The following is a 22482-nucleotide window of genomic DNA, read 5'->3' on the forward strand; positions in this document are numbered from 1 at the left end:
CCGGCCGTCACCGCCGCGTCGCCCGTCCCGGCCGCGCGCGGCGGGGACGAGCCTACGCTCAGTGATGGACGGCTCTCACGGCGGCGGCGGTTCACTCGTCTGTGGGGGTGTTCCCCACCTTTTGCTACGGCCTTTTGGCACGGCCCTGCCGCGACCTCGCGGCAGGGCGTCAGCCCAGCGTCAGTGTGACCAGGACCACCGTCGTGGCCGTCTCGGCGAGCGCGCCGAACACATCGCCGGTGACCCCGCCGAAGCGCCGTACGCAGTGCGCCAGCAGCAGCCCCGCCGCACCGAGCCCGGCCACCACCGCCAGCGCGTGGTGCACGGCGCCGGCCGCCCCGAAGAGCCCGCCCGCCGCCGCGCCCGCGCAGATGACCAGCGCCGCCGCGCACCAGGCGGCCGGCAGCGGCACCGTGCCCGCCACCGTGGCGCCCAGCCCCTCGGGACGGGCCGGGGGCACCCCCGTACGGCAGCCGAGGGTGAGCGCGAGCCGCGCGACGAGCCCGGCCAGTACGGCCGCCACCGCGCCCCGGGCCGGGCTCTCGCCGTACAGCTCCGCCACCGCCGCGACCTGCGCGAACAGGGCCAGCAGCAGAGTGATCACGCCGAACGGGCCGATGTCCGACCGCTTCATGATCCGTAGCGCGTCCTCGGCGGGCCTGGCGCTGCCCAGGCCGTCCGCCGTGTCCGCGAGCCCGTCCAGGTGCAGCCCCCGGGTGAGCACGGCGGGCACGGCGACGGCCGCCACACCGGCCAGCAGCGGCGAGGCGCCCGCGAAGAGCAGCAGCGCCCCGGCCGCCGCCGCGCAGCCGCCCACGGCCAGCCCGGCGGCCGGGGCGCTCAGCATCCCGGCGCGGGCGGCCGTACGGTCCCAGCGCGCCACGCGGACGGGGAACACGGTGAGGGTGCCGAACGCGAAGCGCAGGCCGTCGGCGAGCGAGGCGCGGTCGTTCGAGGAGCTCATCGCGGGAAGGGTAGCCGGGCGCCGGCGCCGTCCCCGGGGCAGGGCGGACGGAGCCGAAAGGTGTGAATGTAGCGAAAGGTACTAAGTTACGCGTACGGCGTATGTGGCGCGTACGGCGTATGTGGCGCGTACGGCGCGTGCGGCGCGTACGGCGCGTACGGCGCGTACGGCGCGTGCGGCGCGTACGGCGCGTGCGGCGCGGATTCGGGAGCAGAGGGCAGCAGAGGGCATGGGGCACTGGTTCCACCAGAACATCACCGAGCCGGGCAAGCTCCCCACCCTGCTCGCCCTTGCCTCCTTCGTCCTCACCTTCCTGCTGACGCGTACGGTCACCCGGCTCATCCGGGCCGGGAAGGGCCCCTTCCGGAACATCGCGGCGGGCGGGACGCACATCCACCATGTGGTCCCCGGTGTGGTGCTCACCGTGATCGGCGGCTTCGGCGCCGTCGGCAGCGGACGCCACGGTGTGACCGCCTGCGTCTGCGCCGTGATCTTCGGCATCGGCGCGGGGCTCGTACTCGACGAGTTCGCGCTGATCCTCCACCTCCACGACGTGTACTGGAGCGAACAGGGCCGTCAGAGCGTGGAGGTCGTCGTCCTCGCCGCCGCGCTCGCCCTGCTCGTCCTCAGCGGGTTCTCGCCGCTCGACGTCAACGAGCTCACCCCAGGACAGGAACAGAGCCGCGGCTCCGCGATCCTCACCCTCCTGGTCAACTTCGTCTTCGTGCTCGTCGCGCTCTTCAAGGGCAAGCTCCGCATGACTCTCATCGGCACGCTCGTGCCCTTCGTCGCGCTCGTCGGCGCGATCCGGCTGGCCCGCCCCGGATCGCCGTACGCCCGCCGCTTCTACCGCAGCCGCCCCAAGGCACGCGCGAGGGCGGCGCTGCGCGCCTACCGCCGTGACCTGCGCTGGGCCGGCCCGCGCCGCCGCGTCCAGGACTGGATCGGCGGGACCCCCGACAAAGCCATCGGCGGCACCCCCGGCAAGCCTTAGGGCAAACCCCAGCGGAACCCGGGGCGGGGCCGCCGCCCGGCACGCCGCCTGCGCTCCAGTACGGCGGTCAGCGCCAGCACCGCCGCCGAAGCCACCAGATGCTCCCGGCCCGCCAGATTGTCCTTGACCAGGCACTCCCCGATCAGCGCCAGCAGCAGCGCCCCCGCCGTCCACCAGGCCCGGTGGCGCCAGCACAGGAACAGCGCGAGCCCCACGACCGCCGCCGAGGGGCCCGTGTCGACGATCTCCGCGTCCGACGCGGGCAGCCCCGGAAAGACCTGAGGCCCGAGCGCGACACCGATCCGCGCGTACAGCGTCCCGGCCAGCGTCGCCACGTACGCGATCAGCAGCGTCCGCCACCGGCCCAGACAGATCTCCGCGACCCCGAAGACCAGCAGGATCTGCGCCAGCGCGCCCCACACCGGCAGGTCGAGCGCCGGTACGAACAGCGACAGCGGCGTACGGAGCAGGGCCGCCCCGAGGGGATCCTCGGCCCGTACCGCCCCGAGGTCCATCACCGGCCGGTATCCCCACGGCTGGTTCTGCGCGACCTGGAACAGGGCCGTCAGTCCCACCGCCGCCAGCGTCATCGGTACGGCCCGCAGGCGCCGCTCGGACAGCGTGGTCCACACCGTCGTCAGCAGCGGCGCCCACTCCCGCCGGGCGAACCGGCGCAGCCGCGTACGGAACGCCGCCCCCCTCGCCCCCTCGGTCACCGGCGGCTCTCCAGCCGTCGGCGATGCAGCCACCCGGGCAGCCCCGGCGCCTCCAGGAAGCCCTCCGCGCGGCCCGCCGCCAGCCCGATGCGCAGCAGGTCCGCGCTCTTCTCGAAGAGCATGAAGCGTGGCTCCCAGATCGGCCGGTACTTGGCGTTGGCGCGGTACAGCGACTCGATCTGCCACCACCGGGAGAAGAAGCTGAGCAGCGAACGCCACAGCCGCAGCACGGGCCCCGCGCCCAGCTTCGCGCCGCGCTCGAAGACGGACCGGAACATCGCGAAGTTCAGCGAGACCTGCGCGATCCCGATCTCGCCGGACCGCTGGAGGAGTTCGATCACCATGAACTCCATCAGGCCGTTCTCGCCGTCCCGGTCACGGCGCATCAGATCGAGCGAGAGACCGTGCGGACCCCATGGCACAAAGCTCAGCACCGCCCGCAACGCACCATCCCTGTCCAGGCATTCGAGCATCACGCAGCGCCCGTCGCCCGGATCGCCCAGCCTTCCCAGCGCCATCGAGAAGCCCCGCTCGGTGGCCCCGTCCCGCCAGTCGTCCGCGCGCCGCAGCAGCCCGGCCATCTCCTCGGCGGGGATGTCCTCATGACGCCGGATCCTGACCTGGTATCCGGCCCGCGCGACCCGGTTGTACGCCTGCCGCACCGTGCGCATCGCCCGCCCCTCCAGCGCGGCGGGCTTCCCCGGCTGACGCCCGGCGAGCGCCCAGTCGGCGGTCTCCACCAGCGCCTCGTCGCCCAGTTCCAGCGCGTCCAGACCGTGCCGGGCGTAGATCGTCCCGGCCTCCTCGCTCGCCCCCATCACCGCCGGGATCCAGCCGTGCTCCCGCGCCTGTGCCAGCCACGGCGTGATCGCCCCCGGCCACGCCTCCGGATCCCCGATCGGATCCCCCGACGCCAGCGACACCCCGCCCACCACGCGATAGGCGACGGCGGCCTTCCCCGTCGGCGACCACATGACGCTCTTCTCGCGGCGCAGCGCGAAGTAGCCCAGCGAGTCCCGCTCGCCGTACCGGTCGAGCAGCACCCGCAGCCGCGCCTCGTCGTCCACCGTCAGCGGATCCACCGCGCGCCGCGCGCGGAACGCCGCGTACACCACCGCGAGCAGCAGCAGCGTCGAGAGGACGTTGATGACGACATCGACCCAGCCGGGCGTGGCGATCCCCGGGAACCGCGCGTCGTCCGCCGCCAGCGAGACCAGCCGCATCGTGCCGTACCGCCACCGCTCGGGGAACGACGAGCCGCCGTGCGCCGTGTTCGTGACGGTCACCAGCAGCGCCGCCAGCAGCGAGGCCGTCAGCAGCCCGCCCATCGCCACCACCGCGGCCAGCCGCGGATTGGACCGGTCACCCTTCGCGTAGAACTCGCGGCGCCCCAGCAGCAGCGCCGCGACGAACGAGGCCGTCAGCCCCAGCGAGACCCAGTTCTGCGCGTAGTGCCGGATCTCCGCGAACGTCATCGCGAACGAGAACAGCAGCAGGAACAGCCCCGAGACGACCAGATTGAGAATCCACGCGGCGCGCTTGCGGCGCCGCATCGTGATCGCCAGGAAGAGCGTGAGGACCCCGGAGGCGAACCCCGCCGTCAGCAGGTACGGGGTGAAGTAGTCGTCGACGTTGTGCCGGCGCAGGTCCTGGCCGAGCGAGACCCACACGGCGCTCAGGAAGTTGATGAAGGCGACGGTCCGCAGATACCAGACGGCGTACGCGGCGGCCCGCAGCGAACGGACCGTGCCCCGGCCCGGGGTGTCCCTCGGATCCGGGGCGCCCACCCGGGGTGATCGGTCGACACGCACGTGGACTTCTCCCATGAAACGCGATCATATGGGGCATCGCGCTCCATGCCGGGTGAGGCGGCGGCCCGTCCCGGCCGCCGCGTCCGATGCCCCTACTCCGTCGTGGTCACCCCGTCGGACCCGGCGACACCGACGGCGTCCCCGGCCTCCTCCGCGGCCTCGGGCACCGGCCTCTCCGGCAGCTCCGCGGCGAGCGCGGCGGCGGCCTGGACAAGGGGAAGCGCGAGCAGCGCCCCGGAACCCTCCCCCACAGTGACGCCCTGGTCGAGCAGCGGGTTGAGCGCCATCCTGTCCAGCGCCTTCGCCTGCGCGGGCTCCCCGCTCAACTGGCCCGCGAGCCACCAGTCCGGAGCCCGGAACGCCGCCCGCTGCCCCACGAGCGCGCACGCCGCCGACACCACACCGTCCAGGATCACCGGCATCCGGCGCACCGCGCTCTGCAACAGGAACCCCGTCATCGCCGCCAGATCCGCGCCGCCCACCGCCGCCAGCAGCTCCACCTGATCCCCGAGCACCGGCCGCGCCCGGCGCAGCGCGTCCCGCACCGCCGCGCACTTGCGCATCCACGCCAGATCGTCGATGCCCGCGCCGCCCCGCCCCGTCACCACGGACGCGTCCGTGCCGCACAGCGCCGCGATCAGGGTCGCCGCGGCCGTCGTACCGCCCACGCTGAGATCGCCGAGGACCACCAGATCCGTCCCCGCGTCCGCCTCCTCGTCCGCGATCGCCATCCCCAGCCGTACGGCACGCTCCGCCTCGTCCTGCGTCAGCGCGTCCTCGACATCGATCCGCCCGCTGCCGCGCCGCACCCGGTGCCGTACGACCGCCTCGGGCAGCAGCGCCGGATCACAGTCCAGACCGGCGTCCACGACCCGTACGGACACCCCGGCCCGGCGGGCCAGCACGGCGACCGGGCTCGCCCCGTCCAGCACCGCCCGCACCAGCACATGCGCACTGCCCGCGGGCCGGCCCGACACACCGAGACCGGCGACACCGTGATCCCCGGCGAACAGCACCACGCGCGGCCGCTCGACCGCCCTCACCGGTACGGACCCCTGCGCGGCCGAGAGCCACTCACCCAGCTCGTCGAGGCGCCCGAGCGCCCCGGGTGTCACGACCAGCCGCTCCCGGCGTTCCTCGGCGTCACGCCGGGTACCGCTGTCGGGGCGCTCGATCAGATCGGAGAAGTCATCGAGATTCAGCGAACTCATTCGGCGACAGTACATTTTTGAGGGCTCGGTTCGCCTCCGGGGCGCTCTATGCCCCTGTCGACGGCCGTTCGGGGCTCAGCGCAGGGTGATCGCCTGCCCGGCGACCACCAGGAGGACCTGCTCGCACTCCTCGGCGACCGCCGCGTTCAGCCGGCCCAGTTCGTCGCGGAAGCGGCGGCCCGAGCGGGTGGCCGGGACGACGCCCGCGCCCACCTCGTTCGTCACCGCCACCACCGTGCGGCGCGTGGCCCTCACCGCCGCGACCAGTTCGCCCGTACGCGCGCGCAGCGCCTTCTCGCCGCCCGAGGACCAGGCCGCGTCGTCCCACGCGTTCACCCGGTCCATCGCGTCCGTCAGCCACAGCGACAGGCAGTCGATCAGCAGCGGCGGGCCCTCCGCCTCCAGCAGCGGGACCAGGTCGCAGGTCTCCGCCGTGCGCCAGGAGCCGGGGCGGCGCTCGCGGTGGGTGCGGACCCGCTCCTCCCACTCCGTGTCGCCGCCCCGGGTGCCGCTCGTCGCCACGTACAGCACCCCGGGGAACGCCGTCAGCCGCCGCTCCGCCTCCCAGGACTTGCCCGAGCGTGCCCCGCCGGTCACCAGCGTGCGCCGGGGCACCTCCGGTACGGGGTGGTACGCGCCCACCGTCAGCGTCGTCCCGTCGGGGACCGCCCGCGCGCCGGCCGCCGCCAGCCGCCGCACCAGCTCGGGGCCGGGCGGTACGTCGTGGTCGAGATGGACGGCGATGACATCCGTGTCGGGGCCGATCGAGCCCGCCTCGCGCAGCCGGGCCACCGCGTCGGGCCGTCCGACGACATCGGCGGCGACCATGTCGTACGGGGCGGGGGCGGCCTGGTTGCGGCCGTTGCCGGGGGACACCCCGGCCGGGGCGCCGCCCGGCGGGAGGTGCAGCAGCCGTTCGCCGCCGGGGCCCGTCACCTCGTACCCCGTGCCCGGCGCGTCCATCGCCACCGCCCGCACCCGGTGGCCGCTGAGCAGCGTCAGCACCCGGCCGTCCGCGACGCGCCCGGCCGACGGCAGCCCGGCGGGCAGCTCCACCGCGGGGCCGTCGTGCGGATGGGTGAGCAGGACCTGCCGTACCCCCGCCAGGGAGTGCCCGGCGCGCGCCGCGGCGAGCGCGGCGCCCGGGGTCAGGTCCAGCAGCAGTACGCCGTCCACCAGCAGGGCGGTGGCGGCGCGGGCCCACGGGCCGCGGGCGGTCGCGCAGGCGGCACAGGGGCAGTGGGGGCGGGGGAGACCGGTGGGGGCACCGGTGCCGAGCAGAGTCAGTTCCACAGAGATGATCCTCCCGCGTCACCGCGCACGGTGCGCGCCCGGCTACGCTGCGGGCAGGTAATCGATCAGTTCCGCGGGAGCCGGGAGGCGCACATGGCGTGGATGTGGCGGTTCGAGAAGGCCGACGGGACGGAGGTCCCGCCGGCGGTGGAGCCGGAGGAGTTCACGACGCAGGGGGACGCCGAGTCATGGGTCGGTGAGGTCTGGAGAGAGCTTCTGGACGGAGGCGCCGACCAGGTGTCGCTGTTCGAGGACGGTGCCAAGATCTACGGTCCGATGAGCCTCCAGGCCGAGGCGAGCTGACCCGTACACCGGTGAGCCGGCGGGCCGTACGCGCGTGACGTCGCGCGGGTACGGCCCGGTACGCGTCACCTCTCCATACGTCACATCTCCACGCGTCACCTCTTCATGCGTCACATCTCGCCGAGTGTGACCTCCGCCGTCTTCGTCGCGCCGCCCCGGGTGAAGGTCACCTTCACCTTCTGCCCCGGCTTGTCCGCCGCGAGGGCCTCGGAGAGCGAGGCGATCGTCGTCACCCGTACCCCGCCGACCCCGGTGATGATGTCCCCGGCCTCGATCCCCGCGCCCGCCGCCGCGCCGCCCTTCCGCGCGGTGACGACCGCGACGCCGGCCGGCTGGAAGTCCGGGCCGACGACCGTACGCCCCGTGATGCCGAGCGCGGCGCGGCCCGAGTCGACGACCCGGCCGTGCTCGATGATCTGGTCGGCGACCGTCCTGACCATCGACACGGGGATCGCGAAGCCGATCCCCGGCGCGGTGCCGTTGCCCAGCTCCGGATCGGTCGCGGCCAGGGTCGGGATGCCGATCACCTCGCTGTCCAGATTGACCAGCGCGCCCCCGCTGTTGCCCGGGTTGATCGCCGCCGAGGTCTGCACCATGTTGGCGATGGTGGCGCCCGTACCGCCGCCCGCCGCGCCCTCGCTGACCGTCCTCCCCACCGCCGAGACGATGCCCTGCGTGACACTGCTCGACAGCCCGAGCGGCGACCCCATGGCCAGCACGATCTGACCGACCGCCACCTTCGCGGTGTCGCCGAACGCCGCGGCCTTCAGCCCCCGCGGCATCGAGTCGAGCTTGATGACGGCGAGGTCCTGCTCGGGGAAGCTGGAGATCAGCTCGGCGCGCAGCGGCTGCTCGCTGTTGGCGACGGTCACCGCGAAGGTCCGGCGGCTGCCGATCACATGGGCGTTCGTGACGATGTGGCCCTGCCCGTCGTAGACGACGCCCGAGCCCAGGCTGTTCCCCGCCTCGATCTGGACGACCGACGGCAGGACGTTCCTGATCACGGTCTCGTAGTCGTCCTGGAGATCGTTCCCGGAGCGCCGGGTGAGCGGCGCGGGCTGCGCGGAGTGCGCCGCCCGCTCCGGCCGGTCGGCGGCGACCTGGGCCGTGGTGCCGGCCGGGGAGCAGCCGCCGGCCAGGGCGACCGCGCAGAGCGCGGCGGTCAGGGACAGCGGCGTCCGGGGCGCGGGGCGGCGACGGCGGCAGGAGGGGAGGGAAGCGTCCATGCCGGGATTATCCCGTTTGCCCGCCTGTTCGGCTCGCCGGCCGATCGCTGTCCGCCCCCGCCCGCCGACTCGCGCCGCGCCGACCGCCGGTGGCGACCGCCGGCGCCGCGGGATCAGCGCGCCGCCGCCAGGAACTGCGTCGCCGCCAGCTCCCCGTACAGCGGATCGTTCGCCACCAGCTCCTCGTGCGTGCCCACCGCGCGCACCCGGCCCGCGTCCATCACCACGATCCGGTCCGCGAGCGTCACCGTCGACAGCCGGTGCGCCACCACCAGCACCGTCACCTCCCGCGCCGCCTCCGCCACCACATCGCGCAGCGCCAGCTCGTTGACCGCGTCGAGCTGCGACGTCGCCTCGTCCAGGAGCAGCAGCCGTGGCTTGCGCAGCAGCGCCCGCGCGATGGCCACACGCTGCCGCTCACCGCCCGACAGCTTCGAGCCGCGGTGGCCGACCAGCGTCTCCAGCCCCTCGGGCAGCCGGTCGACGAGCCCGTCCAGCCTGGCCCGTACGAGAACCTCCCGGATGCGCTCCTCGGAGGCGTCGGGCGCGGCGAAGACCAGGTTCTCGCGGAGCGTCCCGGCCAGCACGGGCGCGTCCTGCTCCACGTAGCCGATCGTGGCGCGCAGCTCGGGCAGCGACCACTCCCGTACATCCCTGCCGTCCACCAGCACCCGGCCGCCGGTCGCCTCGTAGAACCGCTCGATCATCCCGAAGACGGTCGTCTTGCCCGCGCCGGACGGGCCGACGAAGGCGGTCATCCCCGGTCCCGGCACCTCGAAGGAGACACCGTGATGGACATACGGAAGGTCCTCGCGGTACCGGAAGGTGACGTCCTCGAAGACCACGGAGGCGGGACCTGCGGCCTCCACGGTGCCTGTTGTCGCGGCGGGCTCCAGGGTCTCCGTGCCCAGCCGCTCCGCCTCCACGATCCGCGCCACCGCCGCCGACCCCACCTGGTACTGCGTCACCGCCCCCACCAGCTTCGACACCGGGTCGATCAGATAGAACAGGAACAGCAGGAACGCCACCAGCGTCGATACGGAGATGGCCCCCGAGGCCACCCGCGCCCCGCCGATCCCCAGCACAGCCAGGAACGACACCTGCACGGCGAGACCGACCGAGGACCCGGCCACCGACTGCCACTTCGCCGCGCTGACCCCGTGACGCCACGCCTCCCGGGCCGCCGCCTCCACCACGGCGGTCTCCCGCTCCTCCGCGCCCGACGCCTTGACCGTGCGGAACGCCCCGAAGGCCCGCTCCAGCACCGTCGAGATATGGCCGACGGCCTCCTGCGAACGCTTCGTCGCCCGCGAGATCCGCGGCATCACCAGCGCCACGGCGCCACCGATCACCACGATCACCCCCAGTGTGACCCCGAGCAGCACCGGGTCCAGCCAGCCCATCAGCGCGATCGTCGCCACGAACGCCAGCCCGCCGGTGGCGGCCGACACGATCGACTGCGTCGTCACCGCCCGCAGCAGCGTCGTGTCCGAGGTGATCCGGGACATCAGATCGCCCGGCTGGGTCCGCTCCACCTCCGGGAGCCGCAGCCGCAGCAGCCGCCCTATCAGGGTGCGGCGGGCGGCCAGCACGACGGACTCGGCGGTCCGCTCCAAGAGGTACGAGCCGACCGCCTCGATCGCGGTCCCGAACACCACCAGGGCCGTCAGGAGCAGCAGGATCCCGGTGATCGAGGAGTCACCGCCCAGCCGGTCCACCAGCTCCCGCGCCGCGAGCGGCTGAGCCAGCCCGCTCGCCGCGCCCAGCAGCGCGAGGAACGCGCCGAGGGCGACGGTCCTGCGATGCGGCCGGAAGTGCCGGTAGAGGGCCACCCAGGTCTCCCGGGCGGGCAGCGGGGCCGTCCCCGGCCCCTCGCTCCTGGTCTTCTTGTCCTTCTCGGCGCCGCTCTCGGGGCTCGCGGTGCTCGTGCTCACAGTGCTCACCCCGGTGAGGACGCGGTGACGGCCCGATCACCTGAGCGGACCGCGCCCCCGATCATCCGGCGTCCCCTCAGCCGCGCACGCCGCACAGGTGCAGCAGCGCCGCGATCCCGCGGTACGGATCCGTGCGCCCCGCCCGGTCCTCCGCCGCCAGCAGCCGCTCCAGCGCGTCACCGGCGGGCGGCAGCGCGTCGTCGGCCGCCCCGTCCGTGAAGACCCGTACGCCGTACCAGACGTGCAGCGGCGCGGCGATCCCCGCCAGCGTCGCCGTCAGCGCCTCCAGCCGGTCCGCCCGTACGCGCAGACCCAGCCGGTTCGTGTACGTGTCCGCGTCGAAGGCGTCGAGCGCCCCCGCCCAGTCCCCGGCCACGCCCGGCCGCACGGCCAGGCTGTTCCCGTTCCGTACCAGCAGCGACAGCAGACCGCCCGGCGCCAGCACCCTGGCCAGCCCCGCGAGCAGCGCGTCCGGCTCGTTCACGTACATCAGCACGCCGTGGCACAGGACGAGGTCGAAGCTGCCGGGCAGGAAGTGCACCCCGGTCTCCAGGCCGTCGCCCTCGATCAGCCTGACCCGCTCACGTATCCCCGCGGGCTCCGTGGCCAGCGCCTCGCGCGCCGTCGCCAGCATCCCGGCGTCGGACTCCAGGCCCGTCACCGCGTGCCCGGCGCGCGCCAGCCGCAGGGCCTGCGTGCCCTGGCCCATGCCGACGTCGAGCACCCGCAGCCGCCGCCCCACGGGGAAGCGCGCGGCTATCTGCTCGTCGAGCTGGCGTGCGACCAGTTCCTGGCGGACCACGTTCCGTAGCCCCCCGAGCCCGGCGAGCCAGCTCGCCGAGCCTCCCGCGAAGCCGGAGACCTCAGCGCTCAGGGCCGCTCTCCGCGCTTGACCTGCGGCTTGGGCAGCCGCAGCCGGCGCATCTGGAGCGTACGCATCAGGCCGTAGGCCACGGCACCGCGCTTGGGGGTGTCGGGGAAGCGCTCGGCGAGCTGCTTCTTCAGCCGCAGCCAGATGCCGATCGAGTCGACGACGATCATCACGATCACACCGAGCCACAACAGCAGCGCGATGTTCTGGAGCGAGCCGACCCGGACCATGGACAGCACGAGGATCACCACCGCGAGCGGCAGGAAGAACTCGGCGACACAGAAGCGCGAGTCGACGTAGTCACGGACGAAGCGGCGCACCGGCCCCTTGTCACGGACAGGCAGATAGCGCTCGTCACCGTTGGCCAGTGCCTCCCGCTGCCGGGCCAGATCCACGCGGCGCGCCTCGCGCTGCTGCTTCATGGCCGACTTGCGGTCGGTCGGCGTGGTGGCGGCACGACGACGCTGCGTCTGTGCCTCACTGCGCTTGGGGGTCGGGCGGCCCTTCGGGGCCTGCGGGTCGCGGGGCGTGGAGAGGTCCGCCGTCACCTTGGTGGCGGTGGCCTTCTCTTCCTTCGAGCGGCTTCGGAACACAAAGCCCAAGGGTACGGGGTGTCGTGGTGGGACCCCACCCCGGTGGGGAACGATCCCGCAACGGCGTGCGTCTGTACTGGGACAGACCCGACTTTGCGTCGCTTTCCCTGATGGTCATCTACTCCTTGCGCCTGACAGCGGGGCGGAGCAGTCGTCCTTGGGGAGGAGCGCATCCGAGCTGGAACAGTGCGGTAATAGAGGCAGGGCCCGTACTGTGGGTTCTGTTGGAGTGCTGGAGCTGTAGTCCGTCAGAAGGGGGCGCGCGAAGCCCATGAGCGGTGTCATGAAGCGTATGGGGATGATCTTCCGCGCGAAAGCCAACAAGGCCCTTGACCGGGCCGAGGATCCGCGCGAGACCCTCGACTACTCGTATCAGAAGCAGCTCGAACTGCTGCAGAAGGTACGCCGCGGCGTCGCCGACGTCGCGACGTCCCGCAAGAGGCTGGAACTGCAGCTCAACCAGTTGCAAGGCCAGTCGAGCAAGCTGGAGGACCAGGGCCGCAAGGCGCTGGCGCTCGGCCGGGAGGACCTGGCCCGCGAAGCCCTGTCCCGCCGCGCCTCGCTCCAGCAGCAGGTCACCGACCTGGAGACGCAGCACCAGACCTTGCAGGGCGAGGAGGAGAAGCTGACGCTCGCCGCGCAGCGCCTCCAGGCCAAGGTCGACGCCTTCCGTACGAAGAAGGAGACGATCAAGGCCACCTACACCGCCGCCCAGGCACAGACCCGGATCGGCGAGGCGTTCTCCGGCATCTCCGAGGAGATGGGCGACGTCGGCATGGCGATCCAGCGTGCCGAGGACAAGACCGCCCAGCTCCAGGCGCGCGCGGGCGCCATCGACGAGCTGCTGGCCTCCGGCGCCCTCGACGACCACTCCGGGCTCGCCAAGGACGACATCGCGACGGAACTGGACCGCATCTCCGGCGGCTCCGACGTCGAACTGGAGCTGCAGCGCATGAAGGCCGAACTGGCCGGCGGCTCGACCCAGAAGCAGGCGATCGAGGGCGGCGCGACCGACCCCCAGGACGCCCCTCCCAGCCAGCACAAATTCGACAAGCAGTAGGGATTCGTCATGATCGTACGGATCATGGGGGAGGGCCAGGTGAAGCTGGCGGACAGCCACTTCACCGAGCTCGACAAGCTGGACGACGAACTGCTGGCCGAGGTCAGGAGCAGTGACGAGGACGGCTTCCGCCGCACCTTCCACGCGCTCCTGGCCAAGGTGCGTGAACTGGGCGAACCCCTGCCCGCCGACGCGCTGGAACCCTCCGAACTGATCCTGCCGTCCCCGGACGCCACGCTGGAGGAAGTCCGGGCCCTCCTGAACGACGACGGCCTGATTCCTGCGTCTTTTTGAAGGCTCGGTTCGCCTCCGGGGCGCTTCATGCCACTGTCGACGGTCGACCGTGCTCGGTTCGTTCGTTCCTCACGAACCTGCGCGCGCTCTCTCTTTCGACAGCGGCGCGCCCCTTCGGCTCACTCGCCGGCCAGGTGAGGAGATGGCCTGGCGGGAAGACGGCCTGGTCGGGGGACGGCCCGGCGGCGGTGTAGGGGGGATCTCTCGGTCCGTGGTCCAGGGCTCTTCTGCGGCATGGGCCTCTCCGGCGCACCATGGAAGGCGGGGGCAGGGGATCCGAGGGACAAGGGGCCCCGGTCAGATGGGGGGCCAGTCAGTTGGAGGTACGAGTCCGATGGCCACGTTCATGGACATCCACCACGGCATGCGCGACATCACCGGTGACCAGCTCCGGGAGGCGCACAACGCCGACCTCGCCGTTGAGAGCCAGGAGAACGTCCACTTCCAGCACGCCTGGGCCGACCCGGTCTCCGGCGATGTCTTCTGCCTCTCCGAGGCACCCTCGGCCGACGCCGTGCAGCGCGTCCATGAGCGCGCCGGCCACCGGGCCGACGAGGTCCACCCCATACCGTTCGCCGTGTGAGACCGGGTGAGACCACTCGCCCCCGGCGGGCACCGGGAGGCCGGCGCGCACCGTACCGTTGGGTGGCGTGACCCCTCTCGGTAGCGCTTTCGTGCGTACGCGTGGCTGGGCCCGCACGCATCCGCTCGCCGCCGACGGTGTGCTCGCCGCGGGCGCCCTGGTCTGCATGGGCATCGGTTCGTTCGCCGAGCCGCACCGTGGGGACGGCGTTCCCTCCTTCGACGCGCGTACCCCGACCACTCTCAGCCTCGTGCTCGTGGTGCTCGGTGCCGGCATGCTGGTCTTCCGGCGTCGTGCGCCCATGCTCGTCCTGCTGGGTGCCGGTCTGCTGACCCTGATCGAACTGATCACTACCCAGCAGCCCGCCCCGGTGTTCATGTGCGCAGTCCTGGCGCTCTACACCGTCGCCGCCCGCACCGACCGCCCCACCACCTGGCGCGTCGGGTTCGCCACCATGAGCGTGCTCGCGGCGGTGGCGATGGGGCTCGGCCCCGGGCCCTGGTACTCGCAGGAGAACTTCGGGATCCTCGCCTGGACGGGGATGGCGGGCGCCGCGGGAGATGCCGTACGCAGCCGGCGTGCCTTCGTCGACGCCATCCGGGAGCGCGCCGAGCGCGCGGAACGCACCCGGGAGGAGGAGGCCCGTCGGCGGGTCGCCGAGGAGCGGCTGCGGATCGCCCGGGATCTGCACGATGTCGTCGCCCACCACATCGCGCTGGTCAACGTGCAGGCGGGCGTCGCCTCGCACGTCATGGACAAGCGGCCCGACCAGGCCAAGGAAGCCCTCGCACACGTACGGGAAGCCAGCCGCTCCGCGCTCAACGAGCTGCGCGCCACCGTCGGCCTGCTCAGGCAGTCCGGCGACCCCGAGGCGCCCACCGAACCGGCCCCGGGGCTCGCTCAGCTCGACGGGCTGCTCGACACGTTCCGGAACGCGGGCCTGCCCGTGGAGTTCGCGGCGAACGGCGCGGTGGCCCCCGGGCGCGAGCTGCCCGCGGCCGTCGACCTCGCCGCGTACCGGATCATCCAGGAGGCCCTGACCAATGTGCGCAAGCACGCGGGCGGGGGAGCGAAGGCCGAGGTCAGCGTCGTACGGGTGGGCCCCACCGTGGAGATCACCGTCCTGGACAACGGTACGGGCGGCGCCACCGCCGACGCCCCGCCGGCGGCTGACACCCACAGCGGTGGTCACGGCCTCATCGGCATGCGTGAGCGCGTCACCGCCCTCGGCGGCACCCTCACCGCGGGACCCCGCTACGGCGGCGGCTTCCGCGTCCAGGCGATACTGCCGGTCATGAACCGTACGGGGGAGAACGCGTGACGATCCGGGTGCTGCTCGCCGACGACCAGGCACTGCTGCGCAGCGCGTTCCGCGTGCTGGTCGACTCCGAGCCCGACTTGGAGGTCGTCGGCGAGGCGGCCGACGGCGCGGAGGCCGTCGCCCTCACCCGCGCCCTGCGCCCCGACGTCGTCCTCATGGACATCCGGATGCCCGGTACGGACGGCCTCGCCGCCACTCGTACGATCAGCGCCGACCTGGAGCTGGCCGGGGTGCATGTCGTCATGCTGACCACCTTCGAGGTCGACGAGTACGTGGTGCAGTCGCTGCGCGCCGGGGCCTCCGGCTTCCTCGGAAAGGGCGCCGAGCCCGACGAACTGCTCAACGCCATCCGGATCGCCGCCGCGGGCGACGCCCTGCTGTCGCCCGTCGCGACCAAGGGCCTGATCGCCACCTTCCTCGCGCAGAGCGCCGGACGGCCGGAGAACCAGGAGACGGTGGCCCGTCACGGCGAGCGGCTGGCGGCGCTCACCGTGCGCGAACGGGAGGTGCTGGTGCTCGTCGCGGGCGGCCACTCCAACGACGAGATCGGGGAGCGTCTCGAAGTCAGTCCGCTGACTGTCAAGACCCATGTGAACCGGGCGATGGCAAAACTTGGCGCCCGGGACCGGGCCCAACTCGTCGTCATTGCGTACGAATCGGGCCTCGTACGTCCAAGGGTGGAGTAGGACACCACCTCCGCTACTCCAAGCGCGGTATGCGGCGCGTAAGGAAAGGCACCTTGGGGCGACGGATCCGGCTCTCGAATGGTTGATCGTATGAAGAGGGGCCGTTGCCGTCCGCCATCGGAGGCGCAGGCGTAGGCCGTACCTCCGCGCCCGGGCCGCACCGCCCGCCTGCCGCGTACACCACAGAAGAGAGACCCCATGTCCCGGCTGGCAAAATTCAGCCTCGCGCAAAGGGCCCTGATAGGGCTGATGTCTATCATCGCGCTGCTCTTCGGAGCGATCGCGATACCGCAGCTCAAGCAGCAACTGCTGCCGTCCATCGAACTCCCGATGGTCTCGGTGCTCGCTCCCTACCAGGGCGCCTCCCCCGATGTGGTCGAGAAGCAGGTCGTCGAACCGCTTGAGAACTCCATCAAGACCGTCGACGGGATCAAGACCGTCACCTCCACCGCCAGCGAGGGCAACGCCCTCGTCATGGCGAGCTTCGACTTCGGTGACAGCGGTACGAAGCAGCTCGTCGCCGATGTCCAGCAGGCCGTGAACCGCGCCAGGGCGCAGCTCCCGACCACCGTCGACCCGCAGGTCATCGCCGGCTCGACGGACGACATCCCGACCGTCGTCCTCGCCGTCACCTCCGACAAGGACCAGCAGGCGCTCGCCGACCAGCTCGACCGCTCCGTCGTCCCGGCCCTCCAGGACATCGAGGGCACCGGCCAGGTCACCGTCGACGGCGTCAGGGACCTCCAGGTCTCCGTCACGCCCGACGACCGGAAGCTCGCCGCGGCCGGCCTCAACGCCATGTCGCTCTCCGAGGCGCTCAAGGCGGGCGGCGCGACCCTGCCCGCCGGCTCCTTCACCGAGGACGGCAAGAGCCGTACGGTGCAGGTCGGCGGCGGCTACACCTCCCTCAAGCAGATCCAGGACCTGCGGATCGCGCCCGCGGCCGGCGGCTCCGGCGGTGCGGGTGCGGGTACGGCGCCCTCGTCCCCCGTACGCCTCGGTGACATCGCGAAGGTCGAGCAGACCCAGTCCGCCGCGACCGCGCTGACCCGTACGAACGGCAAGCCCAGCCTCGCGGTCAACGTCACGATGGACAAGGACGGCAGCGCCGTCGCCATCTCGGACGCGGTCAAGGAGAAGCTGCCCGACCTCCGCAAGGACCTCGGCTCCGGCGCCGCCCTCACCGTCGTCAGCGACCAGGGCCCCGAGGTCTCCAAGTCCATCTCGGGCCTGACCACCGAGGGCGCGCTCGGCCTGCTCTTCGCGGTCCTCGTGATCCTGGTCTTCCTGGCCTCGCTGCGCTCCACCATCGTCACCGCGGTCTCCATCCCGCTCTCGATCGTCCTCGCGCTGATCGTGCTGTGGACGCGTGACCTGTCGCTCAACATGCTCACCCTCGGCGCGCTGACCATCGCCATCGGCCGCGTCGTCGACGACTCGATCGTCGTCCTGGAGAACATCAAGCGGCACCTCGGCTACGGCGAGGAGCGTGAGAAGGCGATCCTCACCGCGGTTCGCGAGGTCGCCGGCGCGGTCACCGCCTCCACGCTCACCACCGTCGCGGTGTTCCTGCCGATCGGTCTCGTGGGCGGCATGGTCGGCGAGTTGTTCGGCTCGTTCTCGCTCACCGTGTCCGCGGCCCTGATCGCCTCCCTGATCGTCTCGCTCACCGTGGTCCCGGTGCTCTCGTACTGGTTCCTCAAGCCGCCGAAGGACATCGCCGGGGTCGACCCCGAAGAGGCGCGGCGCCTGGCGGAGGAGAAGGAGACCAGCAGCAGGCTCCAGCGGCTGTACGTCCCGGTCCTCCAGTTCGCGACCCGGCGACGGATCGCGAGCCTGGGCATCGCGGTCGTCGTGCTGCTCGCCACGTTCGGCATGGCGCCGCTGCTCAAGACCAACTTCTTCGACCAGGGCGAGCAGGAAGTCCTCTCCATCAAGCAGGAGCTGGCGCCCGGCACCAGCCTGGAGTCGGCCGACACGGCCGCGAAGAAGGTCGAGAAGGTTCTCGCCGGCTCGGACGAGATCAAGGACTACCAGGTCACCGTCGGCTCGTCCGGCTTCATGGCGGCCTTCGGCGGCGGTACGGGCTCCAACCAGGCCTCGTACCAGGTGACCCTGAAGGACGCCGCGACGTCCGAGAAGACCACGGAGCACCTGGAGAAGGAGCTCGCCGCGCTCGACGGCATCGGCACCACCACGATCGGCGCGGGCGGTGGCTTCGGCGACCAGAACCTGAGCGTCGTGGTCAAGGCGTCCGAGAGCGACACCCTCGACAAGGCCGCGGAGCAGGTACGGGACGCGGTCGCCGGTCTCGACGACGTCACCGACGTCCAGAGCGACCTGGCGCAGAGCATCCCCCGTATCTCGGTCAAGGCCAACTCCAAGGCCGCCGACGCCGGTTTCAACGACACCACGCTCGGTATGGCCGTCGGCCAGGCCGTACGTGGCACCCCGTCCGGCACGGCGATGCTGGACGACAGCGAGCGCGATGTCGTCGTCACCTCCGACAAGCCCGCCACGACGATCGCCGAGCTGAAGAACCTGCCGCTCGGCCCGGTGAAGCTCGGCCAGATCGCCGACGTCGAACTGGTGCCGGGTCCGGTCTCCATGACGCGGATCGACGGCGCGCGCGCCGCGACGATCACCGCACGGCCCGTCGGTGACAACACCGGCGCGGTCAGCACCGAGCTCCAGACGAAGATCGACGCGCTGAACCTGCCCGAGGGCGCCACCGCCACCATCGGCGGCGTCTCGGCGGACCAGGACGACGCGTTCCTCCAGCTCGGCCTGGCCATGCTCGCGGCCATCGCGATCGTGTTCATGCTCCTGGTCGCGACCTTCCGGTCGCTGATCCAGCCGCTGATCCTGCTGGTCTCCGTCCCGTTCGCGGCGACGGGCGCGATCGGGCTGCTGATCGTGACGGGTACGCCGCTGGGCATCCCGGCGATGATCGGCATGCTGATGCTGATCGGCATCGTGGTGACCAACGCGATCGTCCTGATCGACCTGATCAACCAGTACCGCGCCCAGGGCCTGGGCGTCGTGGAAGCGGTCATCGAGGGCGGCCGCCACCGGCTCCGCCCGATCCTGATGACGGCACTGGCCACGATCTTCGCGCTGATCCCGATGGCGCTCGGCGTCACGGGCGAGGGCGGCTTCATCGGCCAGCCGCTCGCGGTGGTGGTGATCGGCGGCCTGCTGTCGTCGACGCTGCTGACGCTGCTGCTGGTCCCGACGCTCTACGCGATGGTGGAACTCCGCAAGGAGCGCCGCGCGAAGAAGAAGGCGGCGAAGAGGACCACGCCCGAGAACCCGCCCGCCCGGACGGACGCGGACGCGGAGCAGACCCCGGAACCGGCGAACGCCTGACGATCGGTCTGGCCTACCCGGCCTGAAGTGCCCCGAAGTCCCCGCGCAAGCGGGACGCTTCGGGGCACGGCCGTTTCGGGGTGGGCCCGGGTCGTGTCATGGCGGCCACCCGTCCGGGCGACCGGTGCGTCGAGGTCGGCCGGTTCGAGGTCCGCCAGATCCGCCCGGGACATGCAGGACAGGAGGGCGAATCGTGCTACCTCGGCGCCGCCGACCCCGACAGCCGGATGTCCCGGCTCGCCGACGAGGCCGAGGAGGACCTGATCGCCTCCGTCGAGCAACTCCTCGCCGACGCGGGCCCCGAGCCCATTCCGGCGGATGCCGATCGGGACGCGCTGTGCGGGATGGTCGGCTGTCTCATCGAGGCGTTGCGTACGACCCTGCGTATCGCCGTGAGCCGGGGCGCCCGCCTGCCGTAGCGCCGTAGAACCGTAGTGCTCCGGAAAGGACCGGCCAGGCCGGTCCCGGCTGACGATCATGGGGGCCTGCCGGCCGGGGGTGGCCGCGAATCGCTCCGTACTGGCGCCGTACGACGTGCGGTACCGTCGGAAGTCGAAGGGGACCGGGGGTACACCAACTCCCACCCGGCGCAGGCGGATCCGACGGAGCCTCACCGAGGAGGGGCCATGCCCGACGCTTTCGAGAACCCGGGTGAGGCGACCCCGGCCGAGGTCGCCCGCGCCCGGTACGCGCTCTACGTGGAGTCGCTGCGGGCCCGGATGCCCACCGAGCAGTTCGAGCTGCTCATGGAGATCATCCGCATGTGGGCCGAGGCCGGGGGCGGCACCGTACGGCTGCGGATGGACGGCCCCGAGCGGGAGTTGTTCACGCCGGAGCTCCAGCAGGAGTTCCTCAGCCTGATGGGCCTGATCGGCGCGATGCAGCCCGGTCACGAGGACCGGGCCGACCATGTCGTCGCTCATCTCGGTGACGGTGAGCACACCAAGGGCGCGATGTCGCTGGTCCCCCCTGAGGTGGCCGCCGATCCGGCCAAACTGCGCGCCATGCGGGACAAGTTGGAAGCCCAGCAGAGCAGGCGCCGCAGCGACGAACAGACGGTCGAGGGCATCGCCCGTGCGAGTGGGATGTCCCAGGCGGCCGACGACGGCACGGGTGAAGGAGACGGCGACGCCGTCCCGTAACGACCGAGGGGGATCATGGGGATCGGGGCGTCGGGCTCGAAGACACGGCGGTTGGTGGTGCACGAGGGCCGCTGGATGAGGAGCCTCGGGCTGTGGGTGGCACGCCGCACGGACGGGGTCGGGGACGCGGACATCGCCGTCGGGTACGCGCGGGCTCAGGCGCCGACGTCGTACGGGCTGGTCTTCGTGCTGGTGGTCGAGACGGTCGGGGTGTCCTTCATGCTCGTCGATGTTCCGGTCGCCCATCTGTCCATGCTGATACTCGACCTCTACATGGTGTTTCTGGTGCTGGGACTGCACGCCGCGGCCGTCACCCGCCCCCATGTCGTGGGGCCGGGCGGACTGCGGGTGCGGCGCGGTGCGGGGCTCGACCTGTGGATCCCTCTGGAACGGATCGTGTCCGCCCGTTACGACCTCCGGTTTCCCCACGCGGACAAGTCCGAGGACGGTGTGCTGGAGGTGGCCATCGCGTCGCAGACCTCGATCACCGTCGAACTGGACCGACCGGTCACCGCCATCAGCCTCTTGGGGAGACGTACGGAGGTACGTACGGTCCACTGCCACGCCGATGAACCGCAGGCCGCCGTCGAGGCCATCAGGAAGTTCCTGCCGGTCAATACCGATCAATAGCCGGCGGGGCCGACACCGCCACCGCGATCCGTCCGCCCCGTCCGATCCATCCGACCCGTCAGACCGTCCGCTCCGCGCTCCGCGCCGCCAGGACCGCCACCCCGCCGCACACCGCCATCCCCGCGAACGCCGGCACCGCCGACCCCGCCCCGCCCAGACCCGCCAGCGGTGCCACCACCGCGCCCACCGCGCTCTGCGCCGTACCCAGCAGGGCCGACCCCGTGCCCGCCGCCTCCGGGACGCGCGCGACCGCCAGCGACGCGGCGTTGGCGAGCACCAGACCCAGGCCGCCGCAGAACACCGTCAGGAGCGGCAGACACGTGGCGAGCGCCGGCGCCCCCGCCCCGGCCACCGCGAGCAGCGCCACCGCCGCCGCCCACAGCGCGTACAGACCGAGACGCAGCAGCCGCTGCGGAGCGACCCGGCCCACCAGCCGTGCCGACACCGCACCCGAGAGCGCCATGACCACCGCGCCGCCGGAGAAGACCATGGACGAGGCGCCGACGCTCAGCCCCAGTACGTTCTGGAGCAGGAACGGCGACCCCGCGACATAGCAGAACAGCGCGCCGAAGGCGAAGGAGAACGCGAGCGCGTAGCCGGTGTACGCGCGGTCGCCCGCCACCGTCCGTACCGTACGGAGCAACGCGCCGCGCCCGCCCGTACGGCGCCGCTCCGGCGGCAGGGTCTCCGGTACGGCGACGGCCACGGCGGCCAGGGCCAGCAGCGACACCCCCGCCAGCCCGCAGAAGACCCCGCGCCAGCCGGCCACGCCGATCACCGCGCCGCCCGCGAGCGGCGCGAGGACCGGCGCGAGGCCCGCCAGCGTCATCAGCACGCCCAGCAGCCGCGCCGCCGCCGCGCCCGTCGCGACGTCAGCGACCACGGCCCGCCCGACGACGACGCCCGCCGCCCCGCTGAACCCGGCCGCCAGCCGCAGCGCGATCAGCGGGCCGAGCCCGGGGGAGAGGGCGCAGAGCGCGGTGGCCACGGTGCAGACCGCCGCCCCCGCGAGCAGCGGGATCCGCCGCCCGTGACGGTCGGAGAGCGGGCCGAGCACGAGATGGCCGAGCGTCATGCCGACCAGGAACGCGGTGAGCGTGAGCTGCACGCCGGAGGCGTCCGTACGCAGCTCGGCGGCCATCCGGGGTAAGGCGGGCAGATACATGTCGGTGGAGAGCGGGCCGACGAAACAGAGCAGGACGAGTGCGGCGGTGAGCCGGTGACGGGGCACGGTAGGGCGACCTCTGAAGTCCGGAACGGAAAGAAGCACGAGAAGAGAACCGGGACGAACAGGGGAGGGGGTGGAGCGTGACGGGGCGGACCTCGACAAGGGGCGCGTGCTCCGGTCAACCGGCTGCCACGGCGGAGCGGGGGCGTGGCCCCGTACTCGGAACGCCTGGCCGGTGAGACCGCCACTCTAAGGCAGAGGGGCGGTGTACGGGGAGGATCGGCCCCCCTGTACACCGCCCCACGCCGTCCAC

Annotated in this window: 22 protein-coding genes; 11 read left to right on the plus strand and 11 right to left on the minus strand. The window is 72.4% G+C overall.

What is annotated here, in order from left to right; translation table 11 throughout:
• Positions 1-169 precede the first annotated feature (169 nt).
• Together ACIBJC_RS24025 and ACIBJC_RS24030 are read right to left on the minus strand one after the other, a co-directional pair.
• Positions 170-964 (minus strand): adenosylcobinamide-GDP ribazoletransferase, encoded by a 795-nt coding sequence (locus ACIBJC_RS24025; protein ID WP_399295678.1) that lies wholly within the window; start codon positions 962-964, stop codon positions 170-172.
• An 81-nt stretch (positions 965-1045) separates the two neighbouring features.
• On the minus strand, positions 1046-1195 hold the full coding sequence (locus tag ACIBJC_RS24030; RefSeq protein WP_399295680.1) for a hypothetical protein: 150 nt from the start codon (positions 1193-1195) through the stop codon (positions 1046-1048).
• Here ACIBJC_RS24030 and ACIBJC_RS24035 point away from each other — a divergent pair.
• Complete coding sequence (locus ACIBJC_RS24035) at positions 1194-1958, plus strand: hypothetical protein (protein ID WP_399295682.1); 765 nt, start codon at positions 1194-1196, stop codon at positions 1956-1958. The two genes, ACIBJC_RS24030 and ACIBJC_RS24035, sit on opposite strands and share 2 nt — an antisense overlap.
• Here ACIBJC_RS24035 and ACIBJC_RS24040 read toward each other — a convergent pair.
• The 4 genes from ACIBJC_RS24040 to ACIBJC_RS24055 all read right to left on the minus strand — a co-directional run bounded on the left by ACIBJC_RS24040 (position 1955) and on the right by ACIBJC_RS24055 (position 6989).
• Positions 1955-2674, minus strand: a complete 720-nt coding sequence (locus ACIBJC_RS24040) for a hypothetical protein (protein ID WP_399295684.1) — start codon at positions 2672-2674, stop codon at positions 1955-1957. The two genes, ACIBJC_RS24035 and ACIBJC_RS24040, sit on opposite strands and share 4 nt — an antisense overlap.
• A complete protein-coding gene (locus ACIBJC_RS24045) occupies positions 2671-4500 on the minus strand; it encodes a phosphatidylglycerol lysyltransferase domain-containing protein (RefSeq protein WP_399295686.1) in 1830 nt (609 codons plus the stop codon). Before ACIBJC_RS24045 ends, ACIBJC_RS24040 begins: the two co-directional genes overlap by 4 nt.
• Positions 4501-4577: 77 nt before the next feature.
• Positions 4578-5696, minus strand: a complete 1119-nt coding sequence (cobT, locus tag ACIBJC_RS24050; protein ID WP_399295689.1) for a nicotinate-nucleotide--dimethylbenzimidazole phosphoribosyltransferase — start codon at positions 5694-5696, stop codon at positions 4578-4580.
• Between the two features lie 75 nt (positions 5697-5771).
• Entirely contained in the window at positions 5772-6989 is a 1218-nt protein-coding gene (locus tag ACIBJC_RS24055) for a bifunctional adenosylcobinamide kinase/adenosylcobinamide-phosphate guanylyltransferase (protein WP_399295691.1), read from the minus strand.
• A gap of 93 nt (positions 6990-7082) precedes the next feature.
• Between ACIBJC_RS24055 and ACIBJC_RS24060 the strand changes: the two genes are divergently transcribed.
• Positions 7083-7292, plus strand: coding sequence for a hypothetical protein (locus tag ACIBJC_RS24060; RefSeq protein ID WP_399295693.1), 210 nt, complete (start codon positions 7083-7085; stop codon positions 7290-7292).
• Between the two features lie 110 nt (positions 7293-7402).
• On the opposite strand, the gene ACIBJC_RS24065 is transcribed toward ACIBJC_RS24060, so the two are convergent.
• The 4 genes from ACIBJC_RS24065 to ACIBJC_RS24080 all read right to left on the minus strand — a co-directional run bounded on the left by ACIBJC_RS24065 (position 7403) and on the right by ACIBJC_RS24080 (position 11916).
• Entirely contained in the window at positions 7403-8518 is a 1116-nt protein-coding gene (locus ACIBJC_RS24065) for a S1C family serine protease (protein ID WP_399295695.1), read from the minus strand.
• Between the two features lie 113 nt (positions 8519-8631).
• Positions 8632-10371 carry an ABC transporter ATP-binding protein gene (locus tag ACIBJC_RS24070; protein ID WP_399296040.1) on the minus strand — a complete coding sequence of 580 codons (1740 nt, stop codon included), beginning with the start codon at positions 10369-10371 and terminating at the stop codon, positions 8632-8634.
• Positions 10372-10528: 157 nt separating this feature from the next.
• The gene (locus tag ACIBJC_RS24075; RefSeq protein WP_399295698.1) at positions 10529-11254 is read right to left on the minus strand and encodes a class I SAM-dependent methyltransferase; all 726 of its coding nucleotides are present in this window, start codon (positions 11252-11254) and stop codon (positions 10529-10531) included.
• A gap of 68 nt (positions 11255-11322) precedes the next feature.
• Entirely contained in the window at positions 11323-11916 is a 594-nt protein-coding gene (locus tag ACIBJC_RS24080; protein ID WP_329825957.1) for a DUF3043 domain-containing protein, read from the minus strand.
• A gap of 283 nt (positions 11917-12199) precedes the next feature.
• Here ACIBJC_RS24080 and ACIBJC_RS24085 point away from each other — a divergent pair, with 283 nt between their 5' ends.
• The 9 genes from ACIBJC_RS24085 (at position 12200) to ACIBJC_RS24125 (ending at position 21001) form a co-directional block, all read left to right on the plus strand.
• Entirely contained in the window at positions 12200-12976 is a 777-nt protein-coding gene (locus ACIBJC_RS24085; protein ID WP_329825958.1) for a PspA/IM30 family protein, read from the plus strand.
• Between the two features lie 9 nt (positions 12977-12985).
• Positions 12986-13270: a hypothetical protein gene (locus tag ACIBJC_RS24090; protein WP_385003811.1), complete on the plus strand. Its 285-nt coding sequence runs from the start codon at positions 12986-12988 to the stop codon at positions 13268-13270.
• Between the two features lie 334 nt (positions 13271-13604).
• Positions 13605-13853: an SCO4226 family nickel-binding protein gene (locus tag ACIBJC_RS24095; protein ID WP_399295701.1), complete on the plus strand. Its 249-nt coding sequence runs from the start codon at positions 13605-13607 to the stop codon at positions 13851-13853.
• Between the two features lie 67 nt (positions 13854-13920).
• Positions 13921-15174, plus strand: a complete 1254-nt coding sequence (locus tag ACIBJC_RS24100) for a sensor histidine kinase (RefSeq protein WP_399295703.1) — start codon at positions 13921-13923, stop codon at positions 15172-15174.
• Positions 15171-15860 carry a response regulator gene (locus ACIBJC_RS24105; RefSeq protein WP_399295705.1) on the plus strand — a complete coding sequence of 230 codons (690 nt, stop codon included), beginning with the start codon at positions 15171-15173 and terminating at the stop codon, positions 15858-15860. Before ACIBJC_RS24100 ends, ACIBJC_RS24105 begins: the two co-directional genes overlap by 4 nt.
• A 198-nt stretch (positions 15861-16058) precedes the next feature.
• The gene (locus tag ACIBJC_RS24110; RefSeq protein ID WP_399295707.1) at positions 16059-19229 is read left to right on the plus strand and encodes an efflux RND transporter permease subunit; all 3171 of its coding nucleotides are present in this window, start codon (positions 16059-16061) and stop codon (positions 19227-19229) included.
• Between the two features lie 98 nt (positions 19230-19327).
• Positions 19328-19648: a hypothetical protein gene (locus ACIBJC_RS24115; RefSeq protein ID WP_399295710.1), complete on the plus strand. Its 321-nt coding sequence runs from the start codon at positions 19328-19330 to the stop codon at positions 19646-19648.
• Between the two features lie 207 nt (positions 19649-19855).
• Positions 19856-20371 (plus strand): hypothetical protein, encoded by a 516-nt coding sequence (locus ACIBJC_RS24120; RefSeq protein ID WP_399295712.1) that lies wholly within the window; start codon positions 19856-19858, stop codon positions 20369-20371.
• 96 nt (positions 20372-20467) lie between these two features.
• Complete coding sequence (locus ACIBJC_RS24125) at positions 20468-21001, plus strand: hypothetical protein (RefSeq protein ID WP_399295714.1); 534 nt, start codon at positions 20468-20470, stop codon at positions 20999-21001.
• A 58-nt stretch (positions 21002-21059) separates the two neighbouring features.
• On the opposite strand, the gene ACIBJC_RS24130 is transcribed toward ACIBJC_RS24125, so the two are convergent.
• Complete coding sequence (locus tag ACIBJC_RS24130) at positions 21060-22232, minus strand: multidrug effflux MFS transporter (RefSeq protein ID WP_399295716.1); 1173 nt, start codon at positions 22230-22232, stop codon at positions 21060-21062.
• Positions 22233-22482: the final 250 nt, after the last annotated feature.

The organism is Streptomyces sp. NPDC050509, from assembly GCF_044457965.1.
GTDB lineage: Bacteria > Actinomycetota > Actinomycetes > Streptomycetales > Streptomycetaceae > Streptomyces.

Bases quoted from the DNA above. Each gene is read 5' to 3' on its own strand.
- ACIBJC_RS24025 (WP_399295678.1), bottom strand. From the start codon at position 964: ATGAGCTCCTCGAACGACCGCGCCTCGCTCGCCGACGGCCTGCGCTTC.
- ACIBJC_RS24035 (WP_399295682.1), top strand. From the start codon at position 1,194: ATGGGGCACTGGTTCCACCAGAACATCACCGAGCCGGGCAAGCTCCCC.
- ACIBJC_RS24030 (WP_399295680.1), bottom strand. From the start codon at position 1,195: ATGCCCTCTGCTGCCCTCTGCTCCCGAATCCGCGCCGCACGCGCCGTA.
- ACIBJC_RS24045 (WP_399295686.1), bottom strand. From the start codon at position 4,500: ATGGGAGAAGTCCACGTGCGTGTCGACCGATCACCCCGGGTGGGCGCC.
- cobT (WP_399295689.1), bottom strand. From the start codon at position 5,696: ATGAGTTCGCTGAATCTCGATGACTTCTCCGATCTGATCGAGCGCCCC.
- ACIBJC_RS24060 (WP_399295693.1), top strand. From the start codon at position 7,083: ATGGCGTGGATGTGGCGGTTCGAGAAGGCCGACGGGACGGAGGTCCCG.
- ACIBJC_RS24065 (WP_399295695.1), bottom strand. From the start codon at position 8,518: ATGGACGCTTCCCTCCCCTCCTGCCGCCGTCGCCGCCCCGCGCCCCGG.
- ACIBJC_RS24085 (WP_329825958.1), top strand. From the start codon at position 12,200: ATGAAGCGTATGGGGATGATCTTCCGCGCGAAAGCCAACAAGGCCCTT.
- ACIBJC_RS24090 (WP_385003811.1), top strand. From the start codon at position 12,986: ATGATCGTACGGATCATGGGGGAGGGCCAGGTGAAGCTGGCGGACAGC.
- ACIBJC_RS24095 (WP_399295701.1), top strand. From the start codon at position 13,605: ATGGCCACGTTCATGGACATCCACCACGGCATGCGCGACATCACCGGT.
- ACIBJC_RS24110 (WP_399295707.1), top strand. From the start codon at position 16,059: ATGTCCCGGCTGGCAAAATTCAGCCTCGCGCAAAGGGCCCTGATAGGG.
- ACIBJC_RS24115 (WP_399295710.1), top strand. From the start codon at position 19,328: ATGGCGGCCACCCGTCCGGGCGACCGGTGCGTCGAGGTCGGCCGGTTC.
- ACIBJC_RS24120 (WP_399295712.1), top strand. From the start codon at position 19,856: ATGCCCGACGCTTTCGAGAACCCGGGTGAGGCGACCCCGGCCGAGGTC.